This is a genomic window from Candidatus Berkelbacteria bacterium, from assembly GCA_016432625.1.
In the GTDB taxonomy this organism is placed as follows: Bacteria; Patescibacteriota; UBA1384; order 2-12-FULL-50-11; family 2-12-FULL-50-11.
The window spans coordinates 610,416-635,466 of record CP066697.1 but is presented as its reverse complement, the minus strand read 5'-3'; the positions used below and the strand labels follow the sequence as shown (position 1 = coordinate 635,466).

At 51.1% G+C, this 25,051-nt stretch carries 23 protein-coding genes and 1 tRNA gene; 8 read left to right on the top strand and 16 right to left on the bottom strand.

Going from position 1 to position 25,051, the window contains the following annotated elements:
* Positions 1-113 precede the first annotated feature (113 nt).
* Positions 114-764, top strand: a complete 651-nt coding sequence (locus HY845_03500) for a 1-acyl-sn-glycerol-3-phosphate acyltransferase (GenBank protein ID QQG51598.1) — start codon at positions 114-116, stop codon at positions 762-764.
* 66 nt (positions 765-830) lie between these two features.
* Here the strand turns inward: HY845_03500 and HY845_03495 are convergent, their stop codons facing one another.
* From HY845_03495 to HY845_03485, 3 genes are all read right to left on the bottom strand, one after another.
* Positions 831-1,034 (bottom strand): hypothetical protein, encoded by a 204-nt coding sequence (locus HY845_03495; GenBank protein ID QQG51597.1) that lies wholly within the window; start codon positions 1,032-1,034, stop codon positions 831-833.
* Positions 1,035-1,081: 47 nt separating this feature from the next.
* Complete coding sequence (locus tag HY845_03490; protein ID QQG51596.1) at positions 1,082-2,362, bottom strand: hypothetical protein; 1,281 nt, start codon at positions 2,360-2,362, stop codon at positions 1,082-1,084.
* A 254-nt stretch (positions 2,363-2,616) separates the two neighbouring features.
* Positions 2,617-2,688 (bottom strand) — tRNA-Trp (locus HY845_03485).
* Positions 2,689-2,833: 145 nt separating this feature from the next.
* Between HY845_03485 and HY845_03480 the strand changes: the two genes are divergently transcribed.
* Positions 2,834-3,655 (top strand): succinylglutamate desuccinylase/aspartoacylase family protein, encoded by an 822-nt coding sequence (locus HY845_03480; protein ID QQG51595.1) that lies wholly within the window; start codon positions 2,834-2,836, stop codon positions 3,653-3,655.
* 26 nt (positions 3,656-3,681) lie between these two features.
* On the opposite strand, the gene HY845_03475 is transcribed toward HY845_03480, so the two are convergent.
* The 5 genes from HY845_03475 to trpS form a co-directional block, all read right to left on the bottom strand.
* A complete protein-coding gene (locus HY845_03475; GenBank protein ID QQG51594.1) occupies positions 3,682-4,437 on the bottom strand; it encodes a hypothetical protein in 756 nt (251 codons plus the stop codon).
* A gap of 248 nt (positions 4,438-4,685) precedes the next feature.
* Positions 4,686-5,720, bottom strand: coding sequence for a hypothetical protein (locus HY845_03470; protein ID QQG51593.1), 1,035 nt, complete (start codon positions 5,718-5,720; stop codon positions 4,686-4,688).
* Entirely contained in the window at positions 5,710-6,555 is an 846-nt protein-coding gene (locus HY845_03465; protein ID QQG51592.1) for a nucleotidyltransferase domain-containing protein, read from the bottom strand. The genes HY845_03470 and HY845_03465 overlap by 11 nt, the downstream gene beginning before the upstream one ends.
* 11 nt (positions 6,556-6,566) lie before the next feature.
* Positions 6,567-7,649 carry a phosphotransferase gene (locus tag HY845_03460; protein QQG51591.1) on the bottom strand — a complete coding sequence of 361 codons (1,083 nt, stop codon included), beginning with the start codon at positions 7,647-7,649 and terminating at the stop codon, positions 6,567-6,569.
* 11 nt (positions 7,650-7,660) lie between these two features.
* Positions 7,661-8,677 carry a tryptophan--tRNA ligase gene (trpS, locus tag HY845_03455; protein ID QQG51590.1) on the bottom strand — a complete coding sequence of 339 codons (1,017 nt, stop codon included), beginning with the start codon at positions 8,675-8,677 and terminating at the stop codon, positions 7,661-7,663.
* Positions 8,678-8,977: 300 nt separating this feature from the next.
* Here trpS and HY845_03450 point away from each other — a divergent pair, with 300 nt between their 5' ends.
* The 5 genes from HY845_03450 to murA all read left to right on the top strand — a co-directional run bounded on the left by HY845_03450 (position 8,978) and on the right by murA (position 14,496).
* Positions 8,978-9,523, top strand: a complete 546-nt coding sequence (locus tag HY845_03450; protein ID QQG51589.1) for a GNAT family N-acetyltransferase — start codon at positions 8,978-8,980, stop codon at positions 9,521-9,523.
* A gap of 16 nt (positions 9,524-9,539) precedes the next feature.
* The gene (locus tag HY845_03445) at positions 9,540-10,322 is read left to right on the top strand and encodes a ThiF family adenylyltransferase (protein QQG51588.1); all 783 of its coding nucleotides are present in this window, start codon (positions 9,540-9,542) and stop codon (positions 10,320-10,322) included.
* Positions 10,322-12,610: a GAF domain-containing protein gene (locus HY845_03440; protein ID QQG51587.1), complete on the top strand. Its 2,289-nt coding sequence runs from the start codon at positions 10,322-10,324 to the stop codon at positions 12,608-12,610. Before HY845_03445 ends, HY845_03440 begins: the two co-directional genes overlap by 1 nt.
* Positions 12,611-12,661: 51 nt before the next feature.
* Positions 12,662-13,093, top strand: a complete 432-nt coding sequence (locus HY845_03435) for a response regulator (GenBank protein ID QQG51586.1) — start codon at positions 12,662-12,664, stop codon at positions 13,091-13,093.
* Positions 13,094-13,173: 80 nt separating this feature from the next.
* Positions 13,174-14,496 (top strand): UDP-N-acetylglucosamine 1-carboxyvinyltransferase, encoded by a 1,323-nt coding sequence (gene murA, locus HY845_03430; protein ID QQG51585.1) that lies wholly within the window; start codon positions 13,174-13,176, stop codon positions 14,494-14,496.
* Positions 14,497-14,499: 3 nt separating this feature from the next.
* Here the strand turns inward: murA and HY845_03425 are convergent, their stop codons facing one another.
* From HY845_03425 to tadA, 8 genes are all read right to left on the bottom strand, one after another.
* Positions 14,500-15,915 carry a hypothetical protein gene (locus tag HY845_03425; GenBank protein QQG51584.1) on the bottom strand — a complete coding sequence of 472 codons (1,416 nt, stop codon included), beginning with the start codon at positions 15,913-15,915 and terminating at the stop codon, positions 14,500-14,502.
* Positions 15,916-16,503 carry a type II secretion system protein gene (locus HY845_03420; GenBank protein ID QQG51583.1) on the bottom strand — a complete coding sequence of 196 codons (588 nt, stop codon included), beginning with the start codon at positions 16,501-16,503 and terminating at the stop codon, positions 15,916-15,918.
* The gene (locus HY845_03415) at positions 16,500-17,882 is read right to left on the bottom strand and encodes a hypothetical protein (protein ID QQG51582.1); all 1,383 of its coding nucleotides are present in this window, start codon (positions 17,880-17,882) and stop codon (positions 16,500-16,502) included. The genes HY845_03420 and HY845_03415 overlap by 4 nt, the downstream gene beginning before the upstream one ends.
* 87 nt (positions 17,883-17,969) lie before the next feature.
* Entirely contained in the window at positions 17,970-18,716 is a 747-nt protein-coding gene (locus HY845_03410) for a hypothetical protein (GenBank protein QQG51581.1), read from the bottom strand.
* Positions 18,717-19,271, bottom strand: a complete 555-nt coding sequence (locus HY845_03405; protein ID QQG51580.1) for a PilN domain-containing protein — start codon at positions 19,269-19,271, stop codon at positions 18,717-18,719. It abuts the gene before it with no gap.
* The gene (pilM, locus tag HY845_03400) at positions 19,264-20,301 is read right to left on the bottom strand and encodes a pilus assembly protein PilM (GenBank protein QQG51579.1); all 1,038 of its coding nucleotides are present in this window, start codon (positions 20,299-20,301) and stop codon (positions 19,264-19,266) included. Before pilM ends, HY845_03405 begins: the two co-directional genes overlap by 8 nt.
* Positions 20,302-20,363: 62 nt before the next feature.
* Complete coding sequence (locus HY845_03395; protein ID QQG51578.1) at positions 20,364-21,569, bottom strand: type II secretion system F family protein; 1,206 nt, start codon at positions 21,567-21,569, stop codon at positions 20,364-20,366.
* A 1-nt stretch (position 21,570) separates the two neighbouring features.
* Entirely contained in the window at positions 21,571-23,460 is a 1,890-nt protein-coding gene (gene tadA / locus HY845_03390) for a Flp pilus assembly complex ATPase component TadA (GenBank protein QQG51577.1), read from the bottom strand.
* Positions 23,461-23,577: 117 nt separating this feature from the next.
* Here tadA and dnaX point away from each other — a divergent pair, with 117 nt between their 5' ends.
* Positions 23,578-25,050 (top strand): DNA polymerase III subunit gamma/tau, encoded by a 1,473-nt coding sequence (gene dnaX / locus HY845_03385; GenBank protein QQG51576.1) that lies wholly within the window; start codon positions 23,578-23,580, stop codon positions 25,048-25,050.
* Position 25,051 lies beyond the last annotated feature (1 nt).

Here is a 25,051-nt window from a genome sequence, read left to right as displayed (position 1 = left end):
TCACCCTGCCTTGGCAACGCCGAAAATAGGATCTGGCTGCGTTTGATATCAAACGCAGCCTTCGCTTTCGCAGAACTACTCGCCGCCTTTCCTAACAGGTACAATACCCTTGAATGATCATCGCTTTATTCCAATATATCGCCGCAGGCCTTAGCTGGGGACTACTGAAGACGTTTTCGCGCCTTGAGGTTATCGGTCGGGAAAATTTGCGGGAAGCCTCGCGGCCATTAATTGTCGTTTCCAACCATGAAAGTCACATCGATCCACAGTTGGTTGGGGTAGCGCTTCTTAGTCGGCCTTCGTTGTTTCCCTTGCGCTTTATGGCCAAAAACAAGATTTTTTACATTCCCGGGCTCAATCTTTTAATTTGGATGCTCGGTGCATTTATGGCCCATAGGCGTAAAGGCATTGAGCGTTCGCTTAGAACGCCGTTACATATCCTCAAGCACAACGGCTCGGTGATGATGTTTCCGGAGGGTAAGGTCATTCCAGAAAGAGCCAAGCTTGGTGAAGGTAAGCGCGGCGCGGCAATGTTGGCCTTGATGACTGGTTCAGCCATTCTGCCGCTATCCATAAACGCACCGCATGACTTGCCGCCATTCATCCCTTTTGCCCTCGGCCGACCGCGAATAATCATTCGAATCGGTGAGCCTTTTTACCTCAATAACATTGATTACCCAGATTTAAGTGACGGAAACACAAAGAAAGCGACCAAGGCAATTATGGAAAAAATTGCCGAACTCTATTTTCAGCATCAGTACTAAAAAGGCGGAAAGTTTTGAAGCTTTCCGCCTGGCCACCGCGGTGCGGTGAGGGTCGGGGCGACTGGGTTAGTTTTCCCAGCGGCTAGTGGCGATTTGGTGCAGCTCTTGGAGTTCGATTCGGCGTTCGTGCCAAACCAACACCTCATTACCGCTGACGAGCTTGCGCTCGAGGACCTCCTCGATTTGGGCGAGAAGCAGCTCGATCTTCATGGCTGAGTGCTCGCGATTGCTCACGGCCTCCCAAGCTTCAGATCGAAGTGTCTCTATCATTTCCGGGGTCCATGTCAGCTGAGGTAGAGCTGCGCTCTGTTCCGCTGTCATAGTTTCACCTGTCTAACGAACTCGTCCACCATCTGCTTGGTGTGGTGCGGCATCAAGATCATCTTGAGCGCGCGCCCTTCCTGGCAGTTGGGGTCGTCGAACCGTCTGGGGAACGGGGCGACATGCATGTAGTAAGGGTGGTTACAGACTCGACTAGCAAGTCTCTCCACCACCGAAAGGTCGGTGATCTCCAGGCAAAGCTGGTTGGTTTGGCCGACGTGCACTTGGAAGTGGTCGACCTGGTCCAATAGCTCTCTGGCGTAGTCGCGCAAAGCGATGCATTGCTGCACGCACTTGGCAAGTTGATCAAAGCCCTGCTCTTCAAGCACTGCCCAAAGAGCAACAGCGTTAGCGCCGCTGCGGCTGCCGTTGATTGTCCAGTCCTGTTCGCTGTTCAAGTACGGTGCCTTAACCGCCACTGGTCCGGCGTACTGCTCGCGGTAGAGGATTGCTCCGCAACCGAACGGTACGCCCCCCATTTTGTGGGGGTCAATGACGACAGAGTCAGCTCCCTGGTCGAAGCCGAAGCGTACCGGCTTGGCCAGAAACGGCAGCACGAACCCGCCGAAGGCCGCATCGACATGGATGTACGTCGAGATACCGGCTAGCCTCAAGCCAGCGCGAAGTTCGTTAACTTGGCTGACATCGTCGACGCTGCCCATCATCGTGCTCCCAGCCGTACAGACGAACAGTACGCCGGTGATCCTTTCCGACTGGAGTCGATACGCCAGTTCAGTGATGTCGCAAACCGATATACCGCCGGAGCGGTTACACGGCGCGTAGATGATGTCGTTCGGGTTGAAGCCGAGGATATCGGCTGCCTTCAGGATGCTGTAGTGGGCAAGACGAGTCGTGATAATCACCGTTCGCTTTGCCCCAGGTTGAGCTCGCAAGTAATTGCGTCCCATCCAGAGACCGGCAAGGTTGGCAGAGGTGCCACCCTCGCAGAGGTAACCGCCAGTTGTGGCTGGGTCGCCACCGGCAAGCTGGACGAGGCTGGCAATTGCTTCACGCTCCAATCGTTGGGTACCGTCAAACCCGTGCTCGGTTTGCTTATGCCCCGCCTGTCGGAAGGGAAGCGAGTGGTCACCGATATTGTTGGGATTGATCTTTTGAGCGAGGGTGAGTGCTTCGAGCGCGACTGGCAGTGGTGCTCTGCCGGGGTAGCCAAATGTGGCCCACTCCCAGGGCAAACAACTACATTCGCCAAGGGCGCTCTCGGCATCACGCATGACTAGTTCCGTGGCCTGTCCAGGCCAACTGTATGGGTCTTTCATGATCCCCTCCTATCCGGGATCGCTGTCCGACTTGATAGGGTCGTGGCAGAGCGGGCAGGCTTCAAGCGCCGTGCCTATTTTGCACTTAGGACAAAAGTTAATGCCAAGGAGCTTGCCTCGGCACTTCGGACAGACGGGTTTCCCGTCGATGATGACACCACCAGTCTTCCATTGGCACTCTTCGCACCAGAATGAGACCGACTGGGTCGGTGAAAGTGGCATAGTATTTTCCTCACGATTCGGGATTTTGTTTGCACCCTCGACAGGATTCGAACCTGCGTCGACGGTTTTGGAGACCGTTGCCTTAACCACTAGGCTACGAGGGCGCAAACAATTGGGATGGTCTCCGTTACCTTTATGTTAAGGCAACGAGTTAGGCGAATTGTAGTGTTTGTCAGCTGAGCGGTCAAGTCTCTCAGAGGTCACTGAGCGGTGATTAATCAGAATCGTGATGGTAAGATGCGGCTACGAATGACAATCAATGAAACTGTGACAATTAAACGGGGACCAAAGCCTGGCAAGACAGTCGCTGTTTTTGCCGGGGTCCATGGTAACGAGCTGGCAGGTGTGCAGGCTCTCCAAAATCTTTTGCCAACGCTCCAGATTAAAGCAGGAACTGCCTACTTTGTTTTAGCCAATCCACCTGCTATAGCACGAAGACAACGGTCAATTTTAAAGAATCTTAACCGCTGTTTCTTCACCGGGAACGACGGCAAGACCTGGGAGGATGAGCGGGCTCGTGAGCTAATGGCGTTACTGAACAAGTGTGACGCTTTACTCGATCTGCACGGTTACAATGGTCAAGAGACGGATGTCTTTGCTATCACTGATTCGGCTGGCGTAGAACTTGCTGGTCACCTACCGATCAGCGCGATTTTGACCGGTATTAGCGAAGTCGCAACCGGTGGAACCGATTGTTATATGACCTCGCAGGGCAAGATTGGTATCTGTTTGGAGTGCGGTTCAAACTTTGAGCCTGAGAAATACGTCCCTGTAGCAGAGCAATCAGTCCTAACCTTTCTTGGCCAGTACGGGCTGGTCGATGCCCCAAAGGCAATCCAATCACGGCCTGCATTGTACCGCGTGGCCGAGGTAGTGAAGCGGGAAACCGCTGATTTTGAATTTGACCAAACCTACGTTAACTTCCAAAAACTTGAGCCAGCTCAACAGTTCGCCCGGGATAGCCAGCGAAAATTCATTGCGGCAGATAATACCTACATCTTATTTCCCAGGCCAAAGCAAAAGGTTGGCGAGGAGTCGTTTATTTTACTGAGTAAAATTGAAAAGGTTTGATGAATGGGGGAGTGGCCCCCCATTCATCAGAGGGCGTCACGACACAGTGAGTAGCAACGTTCTGCCCAGTTGACGACGTCGTCGTTGGAACGCGGGCTGCCAAACATTCGAAACTCGATCGTGCCGTGAACCGACAAGCGAATCAGGTGCCAGCACGAGCGTGGGTCGTTGACGAAGTCATGCTCGATGGCGTAGGCCTCGAAGTGATCCCAGCCCCGCCAGGCGATTGGCTGATAGTCGGCAGCCATAATCCGATAGATCTGCAAGCGACGACCACCAGAGTGGTCACCCATTTGACAGAGCTCGTCGGTGTAAGGGATGACGGCGCTATGTACCCTCATGGCCGTATCCGCATCGGGCATACCGACATGAACGTGGGTGCCCGTCACCTGGCAAGCAGCGAGAAGACGCTCTTTGGTGATCTTGGCGACGATCTCGTCGTAACGTTTCGAGGGGTAGTGGTCGAGCGGCATGGAGTCAGGAGCGACTTCTAGGAACAGTCGCCGCAGACCGAGAAGACTCAGTGCCTCCTCGGCTAACTCATCGTTTCGTTTCAGCTCGTCTGGTAGTTGAGCTAACTGACACGGACCGACGCGGTCTTCCAGTTGGCACGCTGAAAGTTCGTAACCGAATCGCGGTTGAGGTAGCATTTTCAGCACCTCGAACGCTGCTGGTACGATCTCGCTGTGTTGGACGAGGAAGCTTTCGCGCTCCACCCCTATATGCAGGGTGTGTTCGGGCGCAAAAGCGAACTGCGAAGCGTATGTCGAAAGGGTAATCATAGGGCTCCTTGTGAGGTACAAAAAATCCCGGGTGACCGGGCCTCGTGGTTTTAGTTATGGCAAAGTGGCCTAGTCACCTAAATCAGTGTCAAGCCTCCCCACCAAGTTGTAGTCGACAGCTGTTTAACCATCTTGGTAATAGTAGGTTGAGTTAACCTGGGTGTCAAGTGACGCTAACTCGCGCCTTGGGAGTCAAAAAAAGGCCGGTAAGTGCATCGCACGGCCGGCCTTTTCGGTCTGGATTTTTCCTATCCATGGATCCTCCTTGCGATATTGCTCAAGTGCTTCTTTTTGCACTCACCACACAGCGATGCTCCTGAAACACAGTCCTCATGCATCTGCGCTGTAGTCTCGTAAGGCTGTAGCAGCTCGGCAATCCGGAAGAAGGAACAGTGCTGTGGGTCGCCGCCCGCGCTTCGCTGTTCCTCGGGGCTTTGACGACCTCCGGAAAAGCATTGACGTAGCTTACGTTCCACCTGCTCCGTTGGTTCAATGAGCGTGATGAGCGACTTGGCGTCCTTAGCGCTCATTCTCTTTGTCGGGCCCCTCAGACTCGGAAGAAGCAGGCGATACGAGTAGCTGGGCGAAGGGAGTTGTAGTTTGCAGGCCACGATCTTGGCGGCTTCTGCATGTGTGACTTGATGGATGTCCGAAAGTACCAGTGCCGGCCGTTTCGGGTAGAGGGTCGTAGGCAGAAGAAACGCTGCTGCCGTAATGGCAGGTACGCGTAACGAAGCGAGTGGGATGCTCGCGTCCCAGCCATACAACTGAAGAACCTTCCTTGTAGATAAGCACTTCGCAGCGCCTAACTCTAGGACTTTCAGCTCTTGACTGTCTTGATCGGAGAAGCTCACTGCGGTTGCCGGCAATGGAGTCCCGGTGAACTTCCGGTACGCTTGATCAAAGCGCATCGTCTCCTGCTCTGCCTCACTTGTCGTGATATGTCGATCAGCTTCATATCCCGCAAACACGAAGATCGGTTGGCCGCCTTGCTGGATGAGCCAATGCAATTCTCGCATAAGCGTAAGATGTCCGAGATGAAATACCGCGTTCGGGCGCATACCGACGAGAACAGAGAACTGTTTCCGGTCGAGCATGGCTTCGAAAACCGGTACCGGGTTCTGGAACGCGAAGACGCCGACTCGTGCGAACCCGTTACGTATCTCGGTGAACGCGTCGTCTGGCGAATCTGCGATCGTCTCAAGCGCAAACTGCTTGACGGTAACAGTCGCCTCAGCTGCGGCCAATCGCATCCTGTCTTGAAGCCAGGACTCAGTTAACATGGGTTCCTCCTGTGTTGGACTGGGCTTGGAGAAAACTCATCATCTCCTCCAGGCGATTTTCTAGTCGGTTGTCCCGCACGTACTGCTCGGCCTTCTGCATGTAAAATGCCGGAAAGTCGGGTAAAGCACCGTGTAGACAGCTACCTAACGCCCAGAATCGGGCAACTGCCTCAAGGGCAGTCTCGTGTAAATCCGCGAGTGAGAGCGTATTTAGGTAGCGAAAGTTGTCGTCGTCCTGCGTCACTATCCCTGCTTTCAGGAAAGACAGGGTAGTCACCTCCGACATCTTGTCCCACAGCTGTGGGAAAGTCGGTGAGGTGAAGTACCGCAGAAAGTAGCTTCGATACCAAGGGCAAAGATGGAGTCTTGCTAGGACCGAATCTGCCGCAAGGTTTGCCTTCGTGGAGGTTCTCCGAACATGCTTATCTGCTATCGCAGAAGCGAATTGGCCGATGAATAACCCACCGACCTCCAGTAGCATGCTTTGATCCTTCTCCGAGGCATTGAACGTAACCAGGGGGTTAAGAACCTTACCGCCGAAGTATCCTCCAAACACCCTGCGTTGACCGTCGCTAACAAAATCTCTTCTGTTGAGCGAGTAGATCGTAACGTCGTGGCCACTGAAAGATGACTGGATTCTTCGTACGGCGGTTGGCTGACTGTGGATGAAGAGCAGGTCAAGATCGCTCTCGGGCGTTTGTTGGTTCAGCACGAAGCTGCCGTAGTTCACCCAGAAGCTTCCGTCCCCGTCTTTTGCCTCGACCTCCCCAGCTAGGCGCCTTATGGCCTGCTGGACAAAGTCGAAGTTTTGTTGAGTCATGAACGTTCGATACATATGCCTACTCCTTATTGTTGAGGGAATCTGAACGACTGTGCGTTAGCGCCCCGATATGATCCGCTAATCGTAGTGATGGCCTGAGCCAGCATTGTTTCAGCGAAAGCCTCGCGTCCCCACATGTGAAGAAATCTAATCTCCCCAAAGTAGAGCGCGGCGAGAAACCGGTTAACGTCATTTGTCGTCTCCTCACTCGGAAATCCAGCTGACATCGTCGAAGCAACGGAGCGCGCGATGTCTTGGTACGGTTGTAAGTGGGTCGGCACGTACGAGCTGTGTTCGATTTCAAGACGATTTCGAGACACTCGCAAGACGGCATCGGTAGACAAGACGCTGCAACGGGTAGACCACCACCCGTAGAGATTGGCCAACATCATTCTCCAATCCTGATGAGGGCCTGCCCACTCCCAGTCTACGCAGTACCATGAGTACCTCGTCCCGACAACGATATTGCTGGGCTGAGGATCGCCGTGGCACACTACGCCCATTTTTGGCTTGCCCACCTGGGCAATCGCCTCGAACGATTTTGCGATAGACTGGTATTCGCTACCGTTGACGACCACTGGCATATCCCAACACTCGGAGAGCTTGGTCTTGCCAACGGTCGCATTACGAATACCCTGCTCAATCCTACCCAGCCGGGCGGGAAAGAAGCGCGGGCACAGAGCTTCATTGAACTGGTGCTCGGAACCTTGCCACATTCGCAGTAGCGCCTCTATAAAGTCCTTCCAGACTCCTAGTAAACGACTGTGAGGCACGTTGGAGTTGATAATGAGGTGATGGAGGGAATGTATCCCCTTACACTCGGAGATCATGACCTCGAAGCCGTCCAACACTTGGCACCATAATACCTGCGGGAGGTGATCCGGCAGGTAAGGCGTTAGTGCGTTTCTTCTTCCGATCTCGTCCATTAGTGAAACCCGTGACTGCGCCACGCACTTCACTGCATAGAGAGAATTGGTGCGAGCGTGTCTAAAAAGCGACACTCTCGCACCAGAACTTCCGGGGAAGGAGAGAAGGATGAGTTCAGGGTCGTCTTGCTCGCCGAGCATCATCCTCATCGCTTTTGTTGCGACGCGAACGATTTCAGACATGACGACCTCCTTTAGTCGTTGGAGAAATAGTCGATGCGCATTGCTCTGCGAACATCTTCCAAGGTTTTTGCAGCAATTTCGCGAGCTGCTGCGGTTCCATCTTGGAGAATGCGCATCACTGCGTCAGGGTCTTTGGCGAATTCTTCGCGCCGAGCGCGAATCGGATCCAGTTCCGCCAAAAGGACTTCTTGGAGTCTGCGCTTTACGACAGTATCCCCAAGCCCCCCTTTGCGGTAGTGGTCTTTCATTGCTTCGAGACCTTTCTCGTCGGGATCAAAGGCTTCCAGGTACGCGAATACCGGGTTGCCTTCAACCGTTCCAGGATCCTCCACACGGAGGTGTTTCGGGTCGGTGTACATCGTTTTCACTTTCTGACTTACCTCATCGGCGCTGTCTGAAAGCGAAATGACGTTGCCCAATGACTTGGACATCTTGCCCTTCCCGTCTGTGCCGGGGAGACGAGAGACCTTCGAAAGAAGTCCCTTAGCCTCGACAAGCACCTTGTGTCGGTAGATACGATTGAAGCTGCGCACGATCTCGTTAGTTTGCTCGATCATCGGCAGCTGATCTTCGCCTACGGGCACCAAGTCCGCTTTGAAAGCGGTGATGTCCGCTGCTTGGCTCACTGGGTATGCCAGGAAGCCGGCCGGGATACTTGAGCCGAACCCTCGCTGCTTGATCTCTTCTTTGACGGTTGGGTTGCGTTGAAGGCGTGCAACCGTCACTAGGTTGAGATAATACATCGTCAGTTCGGCGATCTCCGGTACGAGCGATTGGATGAAGATCGTCGTTTGCTTGGGGTCGATGCCTACGGCAAGGTAATCCAGGGCCACTTCGAGGATGTTCTTGCGAACCTTCTCTGGGTTGGTGGCGTTATCTGTGAGTGCCTGCGCGTCGGCGATGATGATGAGCTGTTTGTGCTCCGTTTGAAGCTTCACTCGCTCACGTAGCGAGCCGACGTAGTGACCCAAATGCAAAGGGCCAGTGGGTCGGTCGCCGGTAAGGATGATGTGACTGTCTTTTTCCATAGGTTACTTCTCCACGAGACTTCTACTGCAATGATATCCTTTTTGTTAAAGAACCTCATCAACAGCGAGATGTCTCGTTGTTGAGCGCATTATAAGGCTGGCTTCGAGGAAAAGCAACTCAATTACCTCCGATTATGAAACTCCCGCGACTATTTTCGTCGGGTATTGAGAAGTCGCTAGGAACTGATCGACCTATAAGTCGACGAGCCCGGGGTAGTTTAGCAAAAAACTGATATGAGCTAGAATGAACGCATGCTCGGCCATTTAATAAGCACGTTTAGGCGGTATACTCTTTGCTGAATGTTATTACTCAGGGCTCGGCCACACGTAGAGAGAATACTTGTCAACGATGATTTGTTTCCGAAGATTGCGGAACTTCGTTACCGGGTTTACGTGGAAGAGAAGGGCTTTCTTGAAAGCGATAAATACCAGCACCGTCGAGAGTCCGATGAGTACGATGGGCAGTCCATTCACGTAGTTGTACTGATTGGGCGACGCCTAGCTGGCTACGCTAGGGTTATACTGCCCGCGGAAAAAGCGTTGCCGATTTTCGAGCATTTCGAACTGCCCGAAGAAAAAGATATGGGCCATTCTTGTGAAGTCTCGCGTTTTATGATCGCTAAAGCGTACCGTCGCAAGCAAGAGACACGACGAGAAATTTTTCGTTTACTGGCTGAAGAAATATTAAAGATTGTCAAAGAGAATGACGTCAAGAATATTTACGCTGTTGTAGAGGACTGGTTACTTAAAAGCCTGAAGAAGAGGGGATATGACTTCGTGGAGATTGGCTCTCCTTCGAACGAATACATGAATACTATGAACTATCCTGTCCGTCTAAAGCTGTGAATGTATACTGTATTCAATGGAGGTTAATAAGGCATTTCTAAGTAGGAACCTGGGTCTTCTTTCAGAGAAACAGTACCATGAACTAGCAGGGAAGACCGTACTCATTGCTGGATGTGGAATCGGATCGGTCATCGCGGTGGGGGTAGCCAGAACCGGTTTCCACCACATCGTACTAGCTGATGGTGACGTAGTGGAGGAGAGCAATCTTAATCGCCAGGAGTACAGTTCCGATGATCTCGGGCAGCCAAAAGTCGAGGCTTTAGCTAGAAGACTCAAGAAGCTCAATAGGCGCATTCACGTTAAAGAAATAGGTAGTTTTTTAGACAGCTCTAATATTTCAGCCGCCCTTGAAGGTATCGATGTGGTCGTAGATGCTATAGACCCTCTAGAGTCTCCTATGGCTGTCGTAGAGCTGCACCGACAATGCAAAAAGATGGGACTCCCCGTGGTATATCCAGTTGATATTGGCTGGGGCGGAGGCATTTTTATCTTTACAAAGGATAGTAAGTCTCTGGAAGAGATGCTTGAGATTACAGAGAGCGAGCGGGGAAATGACTCGGGACTTAGAGACAAGTTCATGGCCTATTACACTGGAATAATCCCCGAGTACCTGAGCCCAGTTCTAAACGATGTAATAGAGGGCAGGCTAGATAATATCCCACAGCCAGCTAGTGCTGCTTACTCTACTGCCGCATTGTCGGTAATTGCAATAAAGCGTCTCGTTCTTGGCTTGCCAGTGAAAAAGGCGCCGGACTTTATAAGCTTCGATCCGCACATTCTTCATCTGGCCGGGGAGTAATGCAATACCTCGATAACTTTATCGTTCCGCTCATCGATCTTGTGGGTATCACAATCACTATTGCGGTCATCGCACAAGACAGGAAAAAGAATTCAAATCTGGTCTTTGCCACCCTAGTAACAACCATTCTCGGCTGGATAACTTTTGCATTTTTATCTGACTATTTTCGCCAAGAATCTCTATCACTACTCTTCAACCGTCTTGTTTTTGTTTCCCTGGCGTTTCTTGGGCCGATACTACTTCACTTCTCTTTTATTTTTCCGCACTCCCATAAACACAATGGGTTAACGACAAAACTCGCATATTTCCTGGGCGCCCTCCTTGCAGCAATATCATTGTTTTCCAATCTCGTTGTTAGTGGAGTCACTTTCAAAGAGTTCGGGAGCGAGCTAATTACTGGGCAGGGATACTACCTTCTTCTAACCTTCCTGTTCGTTGTCTTCGTTGCCTCGATTTATCATTTCCTGATTAAATACAAAGAAGCTCAAGGCCAAGAAAAGAGTCAGTTGCAGATCTTTTTCCTGGGTATCACGGCAGTAGTCGCAGTAAATCTCATAGTTTATTACGTCGTACGTCCTATTGTTGGTTCAGACCGTTATTATAAGGTCGGAAATTATTCTTCCATTCTATTCGTGTTGGGGACTGCATATTCGATAGTAGCGCATCGACTTTTCGATATCAGGGCAGTCGTGACGGCTGTGGTGGCATTAGGGCTAAATATTGTGCTCCTGACTCAAATCTTCCTCTCTAGGTCAGCAGGGGAGCTACTCCTAAAGTCCTTAGTCACTGTGTTAGTAGCCATAGGGAGCTACTCCCTAGTTCGTAACGTTTCACGGGAAATTGCCAGAAGGAAGGAGATCGAACAGCTGGCGGCGGAGAAAACTGAGACTCTAAAGGAACTGGAGCAGCGGAATAAAAACCTAGCGGCGTTGCAGAAGGTCTCAAAGATGGTGCTTAACCAGAATGAAATGAGGCCAATGCTGCAGGCAATCCTCGATGAGATTCCCAAACAATTCGACAACTGCAACGGTGCGCTCCTAAACCTGGTAAAAGGAGGTCATTTAGCCGCCTACGCCATCTCCTCTAACGAATTCACAAAGAAGATATACAGCCTTGTCGGTAGCGACCTTGACCGGTATAGCTATCCGATTAAGAAAGACTTCAACATGCTGCATAACGCCCTGATTGAACACCAGCTCAAGGAATCCACTCGTCTCAGTGACTTCATCTCTCCGCCAATTGGCAAACCTGTTGCGGCGACGATTCAGACCTTAACGGGCCTAAAATACGTCTTGGCAGTGCCGCTGTTTGCCGGCAAGGAACCGCTAGGCGTGATGCTGTTTGCCTATCGCGTGCCCAAGGAGCAGCTTGAAGAGCGCGACGTCGATATGGCAACGGCAATCGCCGACGAGACCTCGCTGGCGATCCAACGGGCTTACGCCTTTGAGCAGTTAAAGAGCGCCAATGAATACCTGGCTGACCTCGATAAGCTCAAGGACGAGTTCATCTCCATGGCTTCTCACGAGCTCAATACCCCACTCGCCGCCGTTGAAGGCTACCTCTCGATGATTCTGGATGAGCACATGGGTAAGGTTGATAAGAAGGCTAGCGTCTACTTGCACCGCGCCTACGACTCCTCAAAACGTCTCGCCGAACTGATTCTTGACCTCCTGAACGTCTCCCGTATTGAACAGGGTCGCGTCAAGATGAAATTTGCCAAGACCAATCTTTACGACCTGGCCGAGTCTGTCCTACACGAGCTGCAGGTAAAGGTTGACGCCAAGAAACTGACGATAAAACTCGAAGCCGACAAAAAGGCTGTCCCAGAAACTTGGTGCGATCCCGACCGAATCCGCGAGGTTATCGTCAACTTAGTCGGCAACTCGATTAAATACACCGAAAAAGGTGGCATTGTCATGAAAATCGGTGCCGATGCCGGCAAGCTTCGCTTTGACGTTATCGATACCGGCCGCGGCATATCCGCAGACGGCCAGAAGAAACTGTTCCAGAAGTTCTCCCAAGTCAAACGCGAAATTGATGAGCAGAAAGGTACTGGCCTAGGTCTGTACATCAGTAAGAATTTTGTCGAATTGCACAAGGGCCGCATCTGGGTGGAGTCGGAGGAGGGTAAGGGGAGCGACTTTATCTTCGAACTGCCGGTGTTGACTGAGCCGCCGGAGAAAATCGACGGCGCTATCCTGGAGGGACCGCTCTCAGCGCCCCGAGTGGAGCTGCAAGATAAGAAACCGCCCGCATTGGTCACGGCATCAACCGAGAAGGGGCACTAAGAGTTTTGAGTTGTTGCCACCTATTTAACAGAGTGCTAAGCTGAAAAAGTAATGGCTGATTCATTCAAAAGTATACTTTTGGTTGACGACGACCTAACCTTGCGCGAGATGTACTCGGAGCGCCTCAAGGCTGAAGGCTTTTCGGTAGAGATGGCTAAGGACGGCGAAGAAGCGTTATCGATGGCCACAGAGTTGAAGCCAAATATCATTCTGCTGGACATCATGATGCCGAAAATTAACGGGCTCGATGTCTTGAAAAAACTCAAAGAACAGGACGAGACAAGAAGTATCCCCGTTATTGTTTTAACCGCTCTCATCCAAGACCGAGAAAAGATGGAGAGTATCACTCGTGGTGCTGACGACTACATCGTTAAGTCCGAGATGATGCCTGGCGAGGTAATCGAGAAAGTCAAAAACCTACTTGTGACCGGCTCAAAAACTGACAAGCCGAAAGAGCAAGCAGCGACCAACCCACCCGCTTAGGTTCCTCCTGATTGACAGGACATGCTACGATAGGGCCAAGATGCGACTAACTCATCGAACACCTTCCCTCGCGACTATTCATGGCCGATAGTTATATTCGCCTTCGCGGCGGTAAACCGCTCGTTGGCGAGATAGCCTTACGTGGCGCGAAAAACGCTGTGCCTAAGAACATGGTGGCGGCGCTTTTGACGGATGAGCCGTGTATTATTCGCGACGTTCCCTCGATTGAAGACGTCGAAATTATGACTACGCTGTTTCGTCGGCTTGGCGTTAAAGTGGAAGAAGTTCGGCCTGGGACGTTGCAGATCACTGCTCAAGGCATGCGGGCGCTCAAAGAGCAAGATATCGAAGATATCACCGGGCGTAGTCGAATCCCAATTCTGATGTGTGGCCCATTGCTCACGCGTTTTCGTCATGCGATTGTCGCTAAAGTCGGTGGTTGCGATATCGGCCCACGACCGGTTGATTTTCACATAAATGCTTTAAAAGAGTTGGGGGCGATCTACGAAGAAAAGAACGGCCGGGCTTGGTTTAAAACTAGTAAATTACGCGGTGCGGAGATTGAGCTTGAGTACCCAAGTGTTGGAGCCACGGAACAAGTTCTGCTCGCGAGCGTTTTAGCAGAGGGGACGACGACTATTCATAATGCTGCTGTTGAACCGGAAATTTTGGATCTCATCGCCTTCTTGCAGAAAATGGGTGCGGTTATCTCCGTGGACACCGATCGAACGATTACAATCGAAGGGGTTAAACTTTTGCACGGCACGACTCATAGCGGTATGCCCGACCGAATCGAGGCAGCCTCATGGGCGTGCGCGGCCCTTGGCACAAACGGCAAGATCTTTGTCCGGAACGCCAACCAGCTCGATATGATGACGTTCCTCAACAAATACCACCAGATTGGTGGCGGGTTTGACGTCAGCCGAGACGGCATTACTTTTTATCGTAGCAATCACGAGCTGACGCCCATTACCGTCGAAACAGATGTTCACCCAGGCTTCATGACTGACTGGCAACAGCCGCTGGTAATTGTTCTCACTCAGGCTAAGGGCATTTCTATAGTCAGGGAAACTGTTTACCAAAGCCGTTTTGGCTATATTGACGCTCTCAACAGCATGGGCGCTGATATTGAGGTTATCGAGGAGCCGGTTGAATCAATACATTCTAAATTTGGTAAGCGTAACTACCGACAAAGTGCGCGCGTAAAGGGGCCAACTGCCCTACACGGCGCGGAAATAACAGTTCCCGATCTACGAGCCGGTTTCTCTTACATTGTTGCGGCGCTAATCGCTGAGGGAGAGACCACTATTCATAATTTCGCAGTTCTACAGCGTGGCTACGAGCATCTCGTTGCCAAGCTCCAGTCGCTTGGGGCCGACATCGTCGAAGTTAAGAACGTTTAGCCATCACAGAATCGGCTCTTCCTTCCAACTTAGGATCGCAAACGAGCCTGTAGTCGGAAACTGAGGCGGGGGGTTAAGGGCCAGATATGTATCGTAAGTCTGTACCGTCGTTCCGTAGCCTGAGATCACTTGGTTACTGCCGTTTACCCAACTCCAGGTCCACCACGAGTTGGAAGCGATACCGCCGTAGACGCTGATTATTGTCTTGGTGTTACCTGGATAATACGGACGGAAAACTTTGCCTTTTTGACTCAATAAATAAGCGTCAATCACCAAGTCGTCCTCCGAACTTGAGTTAAGCACCAGATCTGCCTGACTAATTAGGCCCAAGGCGACGGAGCCGTCCTTAACGGTGTAGCTGATATCGTTTTGCAGGAAGATATTAGTGTTTGTCGAATTGTTATCGGGCAACCGCCCAGAAGCGATCGTCAATCTACTTGTCACCGTGCCCCAAACCCAAGCGTTGTCAGCCACAAAAATTATGCCGTTTGGCGGTAAATTTCGGTTGGTGCTCTCCCAGGCGATATTTTGCATCAAAGAATTATAACGCGGGTGATTGACGCAGGTACCCCCGGTTCCGCCGTTATCGCGCTGAGCCGTAACTTTACCGACAGTTATAGTGCTGTCGGCGTTAAGACGAATGGCATAACCGCTGTGCGTCTTACGTCCTTGTCCGTCGAGCAGTGTTGGTAAGTGGATACCGTTAGCCTGCGCGGCGATCTGAAGATCACCCAAGTCGCTTGTTAACTGGTTGAAATCAACTAGCGGTACGGGGAAATTCCAGTATCCTTGCGGCCCACCAGTTCCCCAAACGCCATCATGGGTACTTCCGTCACCACCAAAGCACGAGCTCGGCTGGTACGTTTCGACCGCTGAGGCAACTACGCCGTTGGCCGTGCCGTCGTAGTGAATGCCACGATTGGAGTGTACTAAACCATTCGTCGATTCAGTATCGCCGAACCAGGCCTCAGAGTTTGTAACGAAAGAATACTGTGCGAAAGACGGAACGCCCAAAGTTGCCAAAACCGTTCGCTTCTCGCCGCTGACTGACGTCCCTTCGGATCTTACGGTGACCGAGGTGCTGTTGCCACTCGGCGGAGTAATCGTGATGTCGTAACTACCGGCCGATTGGCCGGCAGTGTCGAAGTACTGGTGGGTATAAGGCCCGAACGGCCCGTTTCCAGCGCAAGAGTTACCGTCACAATAGTCTTGGTTGTTATGGGATAAGTGCCAGAGATAGTAATTAATGCCGGCTTCGGCAACGCTAAGGGCGGAATTGGAGTTGGACTGCTTTTTGACGACATTATAATTGTTGGCCGTCAGCGAGAGCAGGGCGCTAGTGATAATTAGAACCACTGCAGCAAAGCCCAGCACCAGTGGTAAGACAAAACCTTTCTTGTAGCCACGTCTTATAGTCATTTAAAGATTTGTTTTAAAGTTCCTCAGAGCTATTTTAGTTGAAATCCCAATTGGCGCGCTCAGAGCGTTACCCGAGTCGAGCGCAAAGGGTAGCGTCTCAACGATTCGGACATCGGCTTTATTGACCGGGAAAGCAAGGAGATCACTATTTTCGTCGTAATAACGCCATAGCGGATTAGCGACAGAGTTAGTGACCTTGGGCAGTAACGTGAAATACTGGGCGTCGTTCGGGTCGTAGGTATAATTGGGGGCTGTGCCAGTAGGGGGGATGACGGAGTATTTGAGGGCGCTATTCTCGATATAGAAGTAGATCTCACTTGGCGCCGGATCGTTAACTTTAGGATAACCCCGTACTTTCAGACCGGTTTCTGTTGTCTCAAGAATCAGTGTCGTGCTACGCAAAACCCGACTAACTCGGTCGATCATAAGGTTTAAGTCGCGCTGGGTAATCGACTGCGCTTCGGCAATCTGATGGTTGCGGTAGGTTTGGATAATATTTGTCGCTACAAGCCCACCGAAAAGCGCGATAATACTTATCGCGATGATCATCTCGACGAGCGAAAATGCCTTTTGCTTGCGTAGTCTCATGAGATCGTAAAACCTCCCTGCTGTGTCACGATTTGGTTGTTGGAGGTAAGAACAATGTCCCAGGCGCCGCTCGCCGCGCCCGTTAAGTTGAAAGTAGCATTGAGAGATTTTTGGTTGGGGTTGACGTCAATTACTGTTGGGACAATGTCGGCTTGCCCGGCTTGACGCAGGATCACCGTAGCGTTGCCGCCATAGTTATCACCTTCAATAGCAACCACCACTGTATCGCCGGCTACTCCAGAAGTGGGACTGACGCTATCAATGCGCGGCCAGTTCGGGTCGGTAGTAAGGGCTAATGTGACATTGGTATTGATACCAGGATTGATCGCGACCTTTTGGTATGGACTAGTGCTGATGACATGGTAACTGCTTGCGACGGTGAAGCTGTAGCTGTCCCACTCGATGTTAGCGAACACCGCCACGCCAGTTCCGTTACTCGATTGGACATAGACGTTCTTTGGCGTGTCCGGGTTGGTATATAGCAGTTTATTACTGGTTGCGGTGACCTCAACTCCCGAGAGCGGCGCTCCGAGCTCGTTCACTACGTTAAGAGTTGCCGTTGCTAGCAGATCGATTGCTAGCGTTTGAACGGTAACCTGCTGGACATTAATATCGACGTCTGGCTGAAGCTGGTTGGGGTTTTGCGCCGTTCGATCGGTGGTGAAGTCGGTGGAGAAACCGTCCTTAGTCGCGACGATGTGATAGCCGTTCTGGTTGTCGGGAGGTAAGTTGGCGACGAACACGTATCCTTGGGCGTTAGTAAGACCCTGCAAATCCACCAAGGTAACGTCGTTTGTTACTGTAACCGTCGCCCCTTCAACCGGCTGACCAAGGGCATTGATCACTTTTACAAGCAACATGCCGGTGTTGCTGGGTGTTTCAGCCGCTTTCGCGGCGATATTACTAGAAAGAGTTGTCTTGGTTGTCGGATCCCCAACCTTCATCGCTTCGACAGTAAGCCGCTTATAGTCTACTGGCACAACGTCAAAAGTTGCAGACGTACCGCCGTCGGTACACTGGTAAAGATTAACGTCAAAGGGGATAGCGCAGCCATCAAAAACATCGTCGATAAAGATGATAGTTGTTTTCAAATCAAACGAGTTGCCACTTCTGGTTAGAGTTTGTTGATCGGGAATATTGCCCTGTGGCAGGATGGTGCCGTTCTGGGTCGAGAGTGAGTCGTAAGGGAGGTTACGCAAATATTCAACCTGCTCGTTGGCAAGAGTGGCGGCTGCAGTACGAAGTTTGCCACTGTTAACGCTCTTGATAACAAAGATCAGACTCCCTGCAAGCGCCCCAAAAACTATCGTGATGACAAGCGCATCGATTAATATCTCGATTAAGGTGAATCCTCGACGGCGTTTAATACTTCCCTCCACAACAATTGTAGATCTTACGGGCAGTGCTGCAATCCCAAGGCCTATACCCGCCGGGAAAATCCCTAGGGAAAGTCGGCATTTCGCCGACTATAGGCCGGCGAACGGATCCTTGCGTCCGTAAGAGCCCTCTTGGGTTATATCGGGGATTGTCGCATAGCTACGCAGGCCCCCGAATAAATCGCCGGCCTTTTTCAGGAATTGTGGATCGGCGGCGGAGAACTCTTTACCGCTAAGAGGTTTCGAGAAAACCTGGCCCGTAATTGAGACTGTCGACGCGGAATCCGAACGGGTTATGTCGATGGATTGGATTTTATTCCAGCGACTGAAGGTTCGTAGGCGTCCTATAAGTGTCTGCAGTTCCCCAAAACCGAACTTCCCGTTGATCGTAAAGGTGACGCCAGTGTCGGTGTTGGCATTCTCATTACTAACGACTGTGCCACCGCCGATCGAACCGGCTTTTACTCCTGAGCTGGCGCCCGACGTAGTACTCGTCCCTGTTGTCTTGCTAATCGGTACGGTGACCGTGGCGTCGAGTTTTAGGTCGGCAATAAGGCCGTTCAGTTGCAGCAGTAACTGCTCTGGCTCAGTCGTCGTTGGCAAAGCCAGCCGGGCTGCTTCGTTGTATTTTCCGAGGTCGTCGAGGTTCTTATTTAACGTCTCGACGGTGTTTAGAAACTGCTGAGTTTTAGCGACTTCCTCATTGGCGGTTTTGAGTGTTTGCTGCGCTAAGCGAAATTTGGAAATGAGTTTAGGGAAAACAAGCCAAACGATACCTAGGCAAGCGACCAGAAATATTCCCGTCGCGATCCAAAACGATGTGCTTTTAACTAGCATTTAGTTACCCTCCTTGGTTGAGGTGCCGATACTAATCTCGATTGTGAAGGTGAAGACCCGGCTGGTATCGGTTTTATTCTCTGAGATGGAGCTAATTGCGGCAGCCTTAAAGCGGCTAGTGGCGCCTAGCTTGTCGCGGAAAAGGACAATCGCTCGAGCATTGGTGGTGCTGCCGCCGACGGTTAACACCTGGGTTGGTTTAGTTGTCACTTTGATCGAGCTCAATTGCACATCGGTCGGTGTTGCCTGAGCGACATCGCCTAGTACCTCTTCCCATTTCTGATCCTCCTGGAAACTGCCAGCGGTACTCATTCGATCTTCAATGAAGGCAGCTTTCAGCACAACTTCACTCTGAGCCTCTTTTTTAGCCCTGAGCCGGCTTATCTCTTCATTACGCATGTTGATATCGTTTTGCAGCACGAACTGCCACGTTCCAAGCGCGCCAGCGCCAAGAAAAAGTACGGCGACGATGATGATATAAACAACGCTAAGACTGTAGAGCGAGGATTTGGCGTGTTGGCGCTTTCTGGTTTCTGGTGGCAGGAGGTTAAGCATCGTTGTCCCTCATCGCTAGGCCAACGGCATCGGAAAAGGTGTGCGAGTACTGAACCTTGATCGGGTAGTGGTCAGTGTCGACATTGCCGAACGGCTCGCCGATTTTTGATGGCAGACCGGTCTCTTGCTGAAAGACATCGATTATCTGTGGAATATTAGTACCTGAGCCAGAAAGGATGATCTCCTCGATCGTCGTTCCGGGACAAACACGGTTTTCGAAGAACTTAGTTACATGAACCAGTTCATCGAAGACAGCGGCGAACTCCTTGCGCAGCTGTTCGACGCCAAGGCCTTTGTCTAATAGGGCTTTAACACCCCAGGGAACAGTAGAGGTAACTCTTATGCTCTGTCCTTCAACGATTGAGGCGCCTGTACTTCCGGCCCCTAGGTCGATGATGGCGCGAGCCTTCTCGTCGCCCTGCCTGATTACCGCCCTAGCGATTGCCCCAGGCTTGATGTCGATACCCGCAGGGTCTAAGCCGGCCTTCTTTGCTAAGGAGACTACAGACTCAATAAGCGTCTTTTTCGCAGCCACGGCAAACACGGTCATCGCGTCTTGTTCGATCGGCGTTGGCTCCGGTTTTTTACTGTCCTTTGTTTTGGCCGATGCCTTAGATAGTTTCTCGAGCTCTGCTGGGCTTAGCGGCTTGCACTTAGTAGTCACGACCTCATAGTCGAAATAGAATTCTTCCAGATTGATCGACAGCTTATCGGCGAGTTCGAATGGTATCGCCTGCGCAAGTTCTTCCTTATCAAGTAACGGCATGGCAAAAGTTCCGGAGAATATCACCGACTCTGGCAAAGCGAACATCGCCCTCTTGCCGTTGATGGCGTCAGGTTTAGCGTTCTTTAGGGTTTCAATAACCGTTTGAGCGATAGCGTCCTGGTTGAGAATGGCATCAGTTTGCCAGGAATTGGCAGGAATTGGGGCAATATTCATACCGCGCAGTTTCCAGCGCTTGCCGTGATTCTCGAGGCCGATGACTTTCACCGTCTCGTAGCCAATGTCGATACCGATCGTTGTATTCAAAACCCCTCCGCTTTTTGCGAACCAATTAACAGCTTAATTATTAGAATACAGTCAGTCATTATTTAATGAAAGTCGGACACTAGTTTATAAATTGGTCCTAATACCGAGGCGACGACGAACGCGACGCCAATACCCATTATGACCAACATTATCGGCTCGATTAGCGAGGCCATGTTTTTGGTCATATTGTCGATTTCGGAGTCGTAAAATCGAGTGATTTCTTGGAGGACTGACTCCAAGTTACCAGACTCTTCGCCTAGAGTGGTGAGTTGAGAGACCATGGGTGGGAACAGCTCCTCTTTAGCGATCGCAGCTGAGAGCGGCTTTCCAGATTCAACAAGCGCCGCAATTCGGTCAAATGCCGCTTCGTAGTGCTTATTATTGATCGTTTTTTGAACAATTTTTATCGAGAGGAGGATCGGTAAACTGGATCGAACCAGCATTCCCATCGTTCGCGAAAAACTCGCCATGTAGACTTTTTTGGTTAGCGAGCCGAAAATTGGCAAATTAATTTTGACTTTGTCATAGACTAAACGACCGCCAGGGCGCAGCACCCACAGCCGCAGTAGATAAAATAGTGCTATCAGGGCGGGGAAAACGATGTAGAAATATTTTCGAGCGACTGTACTTATGCCGAAAAGTATTCTTGTTGTCAGCGGTAACTCAGCGCCGAAGTCACGGAAAACTGTTTGGAGGCTTGGTAGAACGAAGAATACTATTAAGAAAATAACCCCAATTAATGCGACAAAAATAACCGCTGGGTACATTAGGGCGCCGCGAACTTTAGAGATTAAGTCGGCCTGTTTTTCCTGTTGATCCGCCAGATTGAAAAGCACTTCGCTCAGTTGCCCGGTCTGCTCGCCAGCTTTGATCACGGCAATATAAACCTCGCTGAAAACCTTTGGGTAGCGGTTCATGACGGCGGAAAGCTGTGCTCCGCCTTCAACTTGTTTAATTATCTCAGTGATTACCTCACGGAAGAATTTGTTCTCGGTCTGTCTGGCGAGTGCTTCAAGGGCTTTAACCAGCGGCAAACCGGCTTTCACCATAACCGCCAGCTGTCTCGTGAAAATTATCTTCTCTTTTAACGGTACATTTTTACGATTGATCGTTAAGCGCAATCCGCCCTTGCCCTCCGTAATCTTTATCGGCAACAAGCCCTGCCCTCTTAACTGCTTTGTTGCCTCGGCAACATTTGCCGCTTCGAGCTGCCCGGTATGTTTTACGGAGTTGCTAATTTCTCTGGCGACGTAGCTATATTGCGACATGCTAGTCTTTGGTGACGCGCCAAACTTCTTCGATCGTCGTGAGGCCGTCCAAAGCTTTGAGGATGCCGTCCTGTTTCATACTGATCGTCCCGTCTTTTTTGGCTTGTTGCATAATCTCTGTCGAAGAGGCGCGCTTGATCGTCAGCATTCTGATCGGTTCAGTGATCGCCATAACTTCAAAAATACCAATCCGGCCCTTATATCCTGAATTGCCACAAGCGTTACAGCCAGCGCCGACAAAAAGGCTTTTCTTGCTCTTAGCCTCGGCCTTTTCTTTTTCGGGAAGATTCTCAATTTCTTGGCTAATTACCACTTGGTACTCGGGTTTCGGAGGCGCTTCCTGTTTACACTTATCGCAAATTTTCCGGCAAAGTCGCTGCGCCACAATTGCGTTGGTGCTTGAAGTAATGAGAAACGGCTCGATGCCCATATCGAGTAAGCGCGGTAAGGCTCCGGCTGAGTCATTAGTGTGGAGCGAGCTTAAAACAACGTGCCCAGTCAAGGCAGCGTTAATAGCGATATCAGCTGTCTCTTTGTCGCGAATCTCGCCGACCATCACAACGTCTGGATCCTGGCGCAGGATTGACCGGAGCCCACTAGCGAAGTTGAAATTAATCTTGGCGTTTACCTGGCTTTGGTTGACGCCAGGCATCCGGTACTCCACCGGGTCTTCCATAGTAATAATGTTAATGGCCTCGTTTTTGATACGGGCGATCATCGCGTAAAGCGTCGTGGACTTACCGCTCCCGGTTGGCCCAGTAATTAGCGTCATGCCATGTGCCTTGGTTAGATTTTCCTCCAGCACTTTGAAGGAGCTACCGCGGACGCCTAGGTCGGCCAATGTAAGGACGCCATGTGAGTGGTCGAGGACGCGGGCGACGACCTTTTCGCCGTTAACTGTCGGCAGGGTTGAGATACGAAAGTCGATCTTATTGCCGTCAAGGAGAATCTGAATCCTACCGTCTTGCGGTAAACGAGTCTCATCGATCTTCAGGCTGGAAAGGATCTTAACCCGAGAAATCACGGCGGGCTGAACTTCTTTCGGCAAGTTCAGCACCTTGCGCAGCACGCCATCGATACGGAAACGGACAACAACGTCTTCTTCCGACGGCTCAACGTGAATATCTGAGGCTTTTTCGCGTACGGCACGTTTGAGCAGAGAAGCGACGATTTTGGCAGCTGGCGAAGTCTCAGCAAAGTCCTCTTCGCTAACTTTCTCCTTCGTAGACTGGTTCTTATCTTCTTCCTCGGAAATCTCAACTAGCTCGCTGAGGTCAGACTGCAAGCCAGAATATTGATCGAGCACATGGTTAACATCGTCTTGAGTAGTGATAAATGCTTTGACGATCTTACCAGAAGACTTTCGGATGGCGTTAAAGGCTTCTTCATTCTCAGGGTCGGTCATACCGATATAAACGGTCTTATCTTTAAGGGAGAATGGGACAGCTTGATACTTGCGAGCGATCGGCTCCGGGACTAGGTTCAAGACATTTTTAGGAATCGTCTTGTCTACTAGCTCAATGAATTGAACGGCTGATTCTCTGGTATGAAGGTTGCTGATGCGGAACTGCTCGGTGATTGGGCCGTCAGCGGCGGTAGGCTTGGGAGTAGTTGTTATTTTATTCTGAAGCACCGGGTCAACGTCGAAATCTGGCGTGACAGCTGCCTCAAGTGTGATTGTTTGCTTTTTACCGCCGAAATTTGTCACAACCTTGCGCTCCGGCAAGCGAGTTAATTTGAACGTCCCCAGACCGTCGGTTTCAACTTTACTGCCTTCACTAAGACCGGAAGCGATGATGTCGGTTAGGCCTCGTAAATACGCCCGCACTTTAAAGACAGGCTGGTTAGTTTTTTGACTGATTTTTTTGATAATGTCGTTGGTAACAGCCAATTTCCCCTCCTTAAATTATGCTACCAGAATTTGCCTAGACGGCCAGGGAGCAAAACCCATCCTCGATGGTAGGCTGGTAATGACTTTTAGGCCCAGTCGTGGCAGTATGACTTCGACATGTCGAGCCTCTATCGCGCTTATCGGCCCAAGATTTTTGATGATGTTTTAGGGCAGGAGCATATCTGTTCGTCTCTTGTTACTTCACTCAAAAATAACCGTGTCGGCCACGCCTATTTATTCTCTGGCTCCCGCGGTACTGGCAAGACAACACTAGCCAGGCTATTTGCTCGGTCACTAAACTGCCAGAAACGACCCCCAAATCAAAACCCATGCAACAGCTGCGAACTTTGTCTTGAGATTGGCGAAGGCAGGTCAGTTGATGTGTTTGAGATCGACGCCGCTTCTAATCGCGGAATCGACGAAATTCGCGAGTTAAGAGAGCGGGTTAACTTCGCTCCAGCCCGAGCCAAGTACAAGGTTTACATCATCGATGAAGTACACATGCTGACGAAGGAAGCCTTTAATGCCTTGTTGAAAACCCTCGAGGAACCGCCGTCTCACGTGATTTTTATCCTAGCGACAACCGAACTGCACAAAGTACCAGAGACGATCATCTCTCGTTGCCAGCGTTATCAATTTCGTAGAGCTTCAACCGAAGCTTTGGTCAGTCTGCTCGAGACGGTAGGGAGGAAGGAAAAACTAAAGCTAGACGGCGAAGCTGTCCAGGCGATCGCGGCTCGTGCCGACGGCTCGTACCGGGACGCTCTGACGCTGCTTGGTAACATTGCTAGTCAAGAGGGGGAGTTGAACGTGGCTAAAGTCAGAGAGCTGCTGGGCTTGCCGCCGCACCAAATCGTCCTAGAAACGCTCCAACTATTACAAGAGGGCGACGCTGACAAATTAGCCAGCGTTTTGAAAAACTTTCTCGCTTCGGGCGGGGACATCACCGTACTTGCTAAAGCCGTGGCCGATGAGTGCAAGAATATGATCCTCGATAACGCTTCGCTCTCAGTTGAACCAGCCGTGGCGCGCGTGCTAGAGCAGCTGCTGCTTGTGCTGGCTCGGTCGCGCTCCTCAGTTGACCCAACAGCTTTAATTTTGGCCGAATTTATTAATCTTGCCCTGACACTTCGCCCTGCTGCCAACCTCAAAGTTACCAACGCACCTCCGGCAATGCGCGACGTACAGAAGGTCGAAAAGCCCCTCACCGTAGATGCCCCAGCCCCTGTCGACACTGTCGCGGCAAGCGTTCAGGCAACTGGCACAACTGACGCAGACGCAACTTTCTGGAATAAGTTCCTCGAAGGAATCAAAGGCCATAATCATGCTTTGTACATGGTTGTGAGAGCCGCGAGACTCGAGGGACTCAGCGAAACTAGTGTCGTCGTAGCCGTCAAGTTCCGTTTTTATGTTGACCGGATGAACGAGGCGCGAAATAGGAAAATTATCGAGGCGGTCGCCAACGAAGTGGCCGGTCGGCCGATGAAGCTCGAGTGTGTTATCCGCGCCGACCTTGACGTCGGCGTCAGTAACAATGATGATCTGGTACGGACAGTGGTAGACGTTTTTGAGCTAGAGGAGACGAAGTAGC

Coding starts and splice junctions, on each gene's coding strand:
- HY845_03460 (QQG51591.1), bottom strand. CDS start 7,649: ATGTCTGAAATCGTTCGCGTCGCAACAAAAGCGATGAGGATGATGCTC.
- HY845_03395 (QQG51578.1), bottom strand. CDS start 21,569: ATGTCGCAATATAGCTACGTCGCCAGAGAAATTAGCAACTCCGTAAAA.
- murA (QQG51585.1), top strand. CDS start 13,174: ATGGCCGATAGTTATATTCGCCTTCGCGGCGGTAAACCGCTCGTTGGC.
- dnaX (QQG51576.1), top strand. CDS start 23,578: ATGTCGAGCCTCTATCGCGCTTATCGGCCCAAGATTTTTGATGATGTT.
- HY845_03435 (QQG51586.1), top strand. CDS start 12,662: ATGGCTGATTCATTCAAAAGTATACTTTTGGTTGACGACGACCTAACC.
- HY845_03405 (QQG51580.1), bottom strand. CDS start 19,271: ATGCTTAACCTCCTGCCACCAGAAACCAGAAAGCGCCAACACGCCAAA.
- HY845_03465 (QQG51592.1), bottom strand. CDS start 6,555: ATGTATCGAACGTTCATGACTCAACAAAACTTCGACTTTGTCCAGCAG.
- HY845_03475 (QQG51594.1), bottom strand. CDS start 4,437: ATGATTACCCTTTCGACATACGCTTCGCAGTTCGCTTTTGCGCCCGAA.
- HY845_03470 (QQG51593.1), bottom strand. CDS start 5,720: ATGTTAACTGAGTCCTGGCTTCAAGACAGGATGCGATTGGCCGCAGCT.
- HY845_03410 (QQG51581.1), bottom strand. CDS start 18,716: ATGCTAGTTAAAAGCACATCGTTTTGGATCGCGACGGGAATATTTCTG.
- HY845_03480 (QQG51595.1), top strand. CDS start 2,834: ATGACAATCAATGAAACTGTGACAATTAAACGGGGACCAAAGCCTGGC.
- HY845_03450 (QQG51589.1), top strand. CDS start 8,978: ATGTTATTACTCAGGGCTCGGCCACACGTAGAGAGAATACTTGTCAAC.
- HY845_03495 (QQG51597.1), bottom strand. CDS start 1,034: ATGATAGAGACACTTCGATCTGAAGCTTGGGAGGCCGTGAGCAATCGC.
- HY845_03445 (QQG51588.1), top strand. CDS start 9,540: ATGGAGGTTAATAAGGCATTTCTAAGTAGGAACCTGGGTCTTCTTTCA.
- HY845_03500 (QQG51598.1), top strand. CDS start 114: ATGATCATCGCTTTATTCCAATATATCGCCGCAGGCCTTAGCTGGGGA.
- HY845_03490 (QQG51596.1), bottom strand. CDS start 2,362: ATGAAAGACCCATACAGTTGGCCTGGACAGGCCACGGAACTAGTCATG.
- HY845_03420 (QQG51583.1), bottom strand. CDS start 16,503: ATGAGACTACGCAAGCAAAAGGCATTTTCGCTCGTCGAGATGATCATC.
- HY845_03425 (QQG51584.1), bottom strand. CDS start 15,915: ATGACTATAAGACGTGGCTACAAGAAAGGTTTTGTCTTACCACTGGTG.
- trpS (QQG51590.1), bottom strand. CDS start 8,677: ATGGAAAAAGACAGTCACATCATCCTTACCGGCGACCGACCCACTGGC.
- HY845_03440 (QQG51587.1), top strand. CDS start 10,322: ATGCAATACCTCGATAACTTTATCGTTCCGCTCATCGATCTTGTGGGT.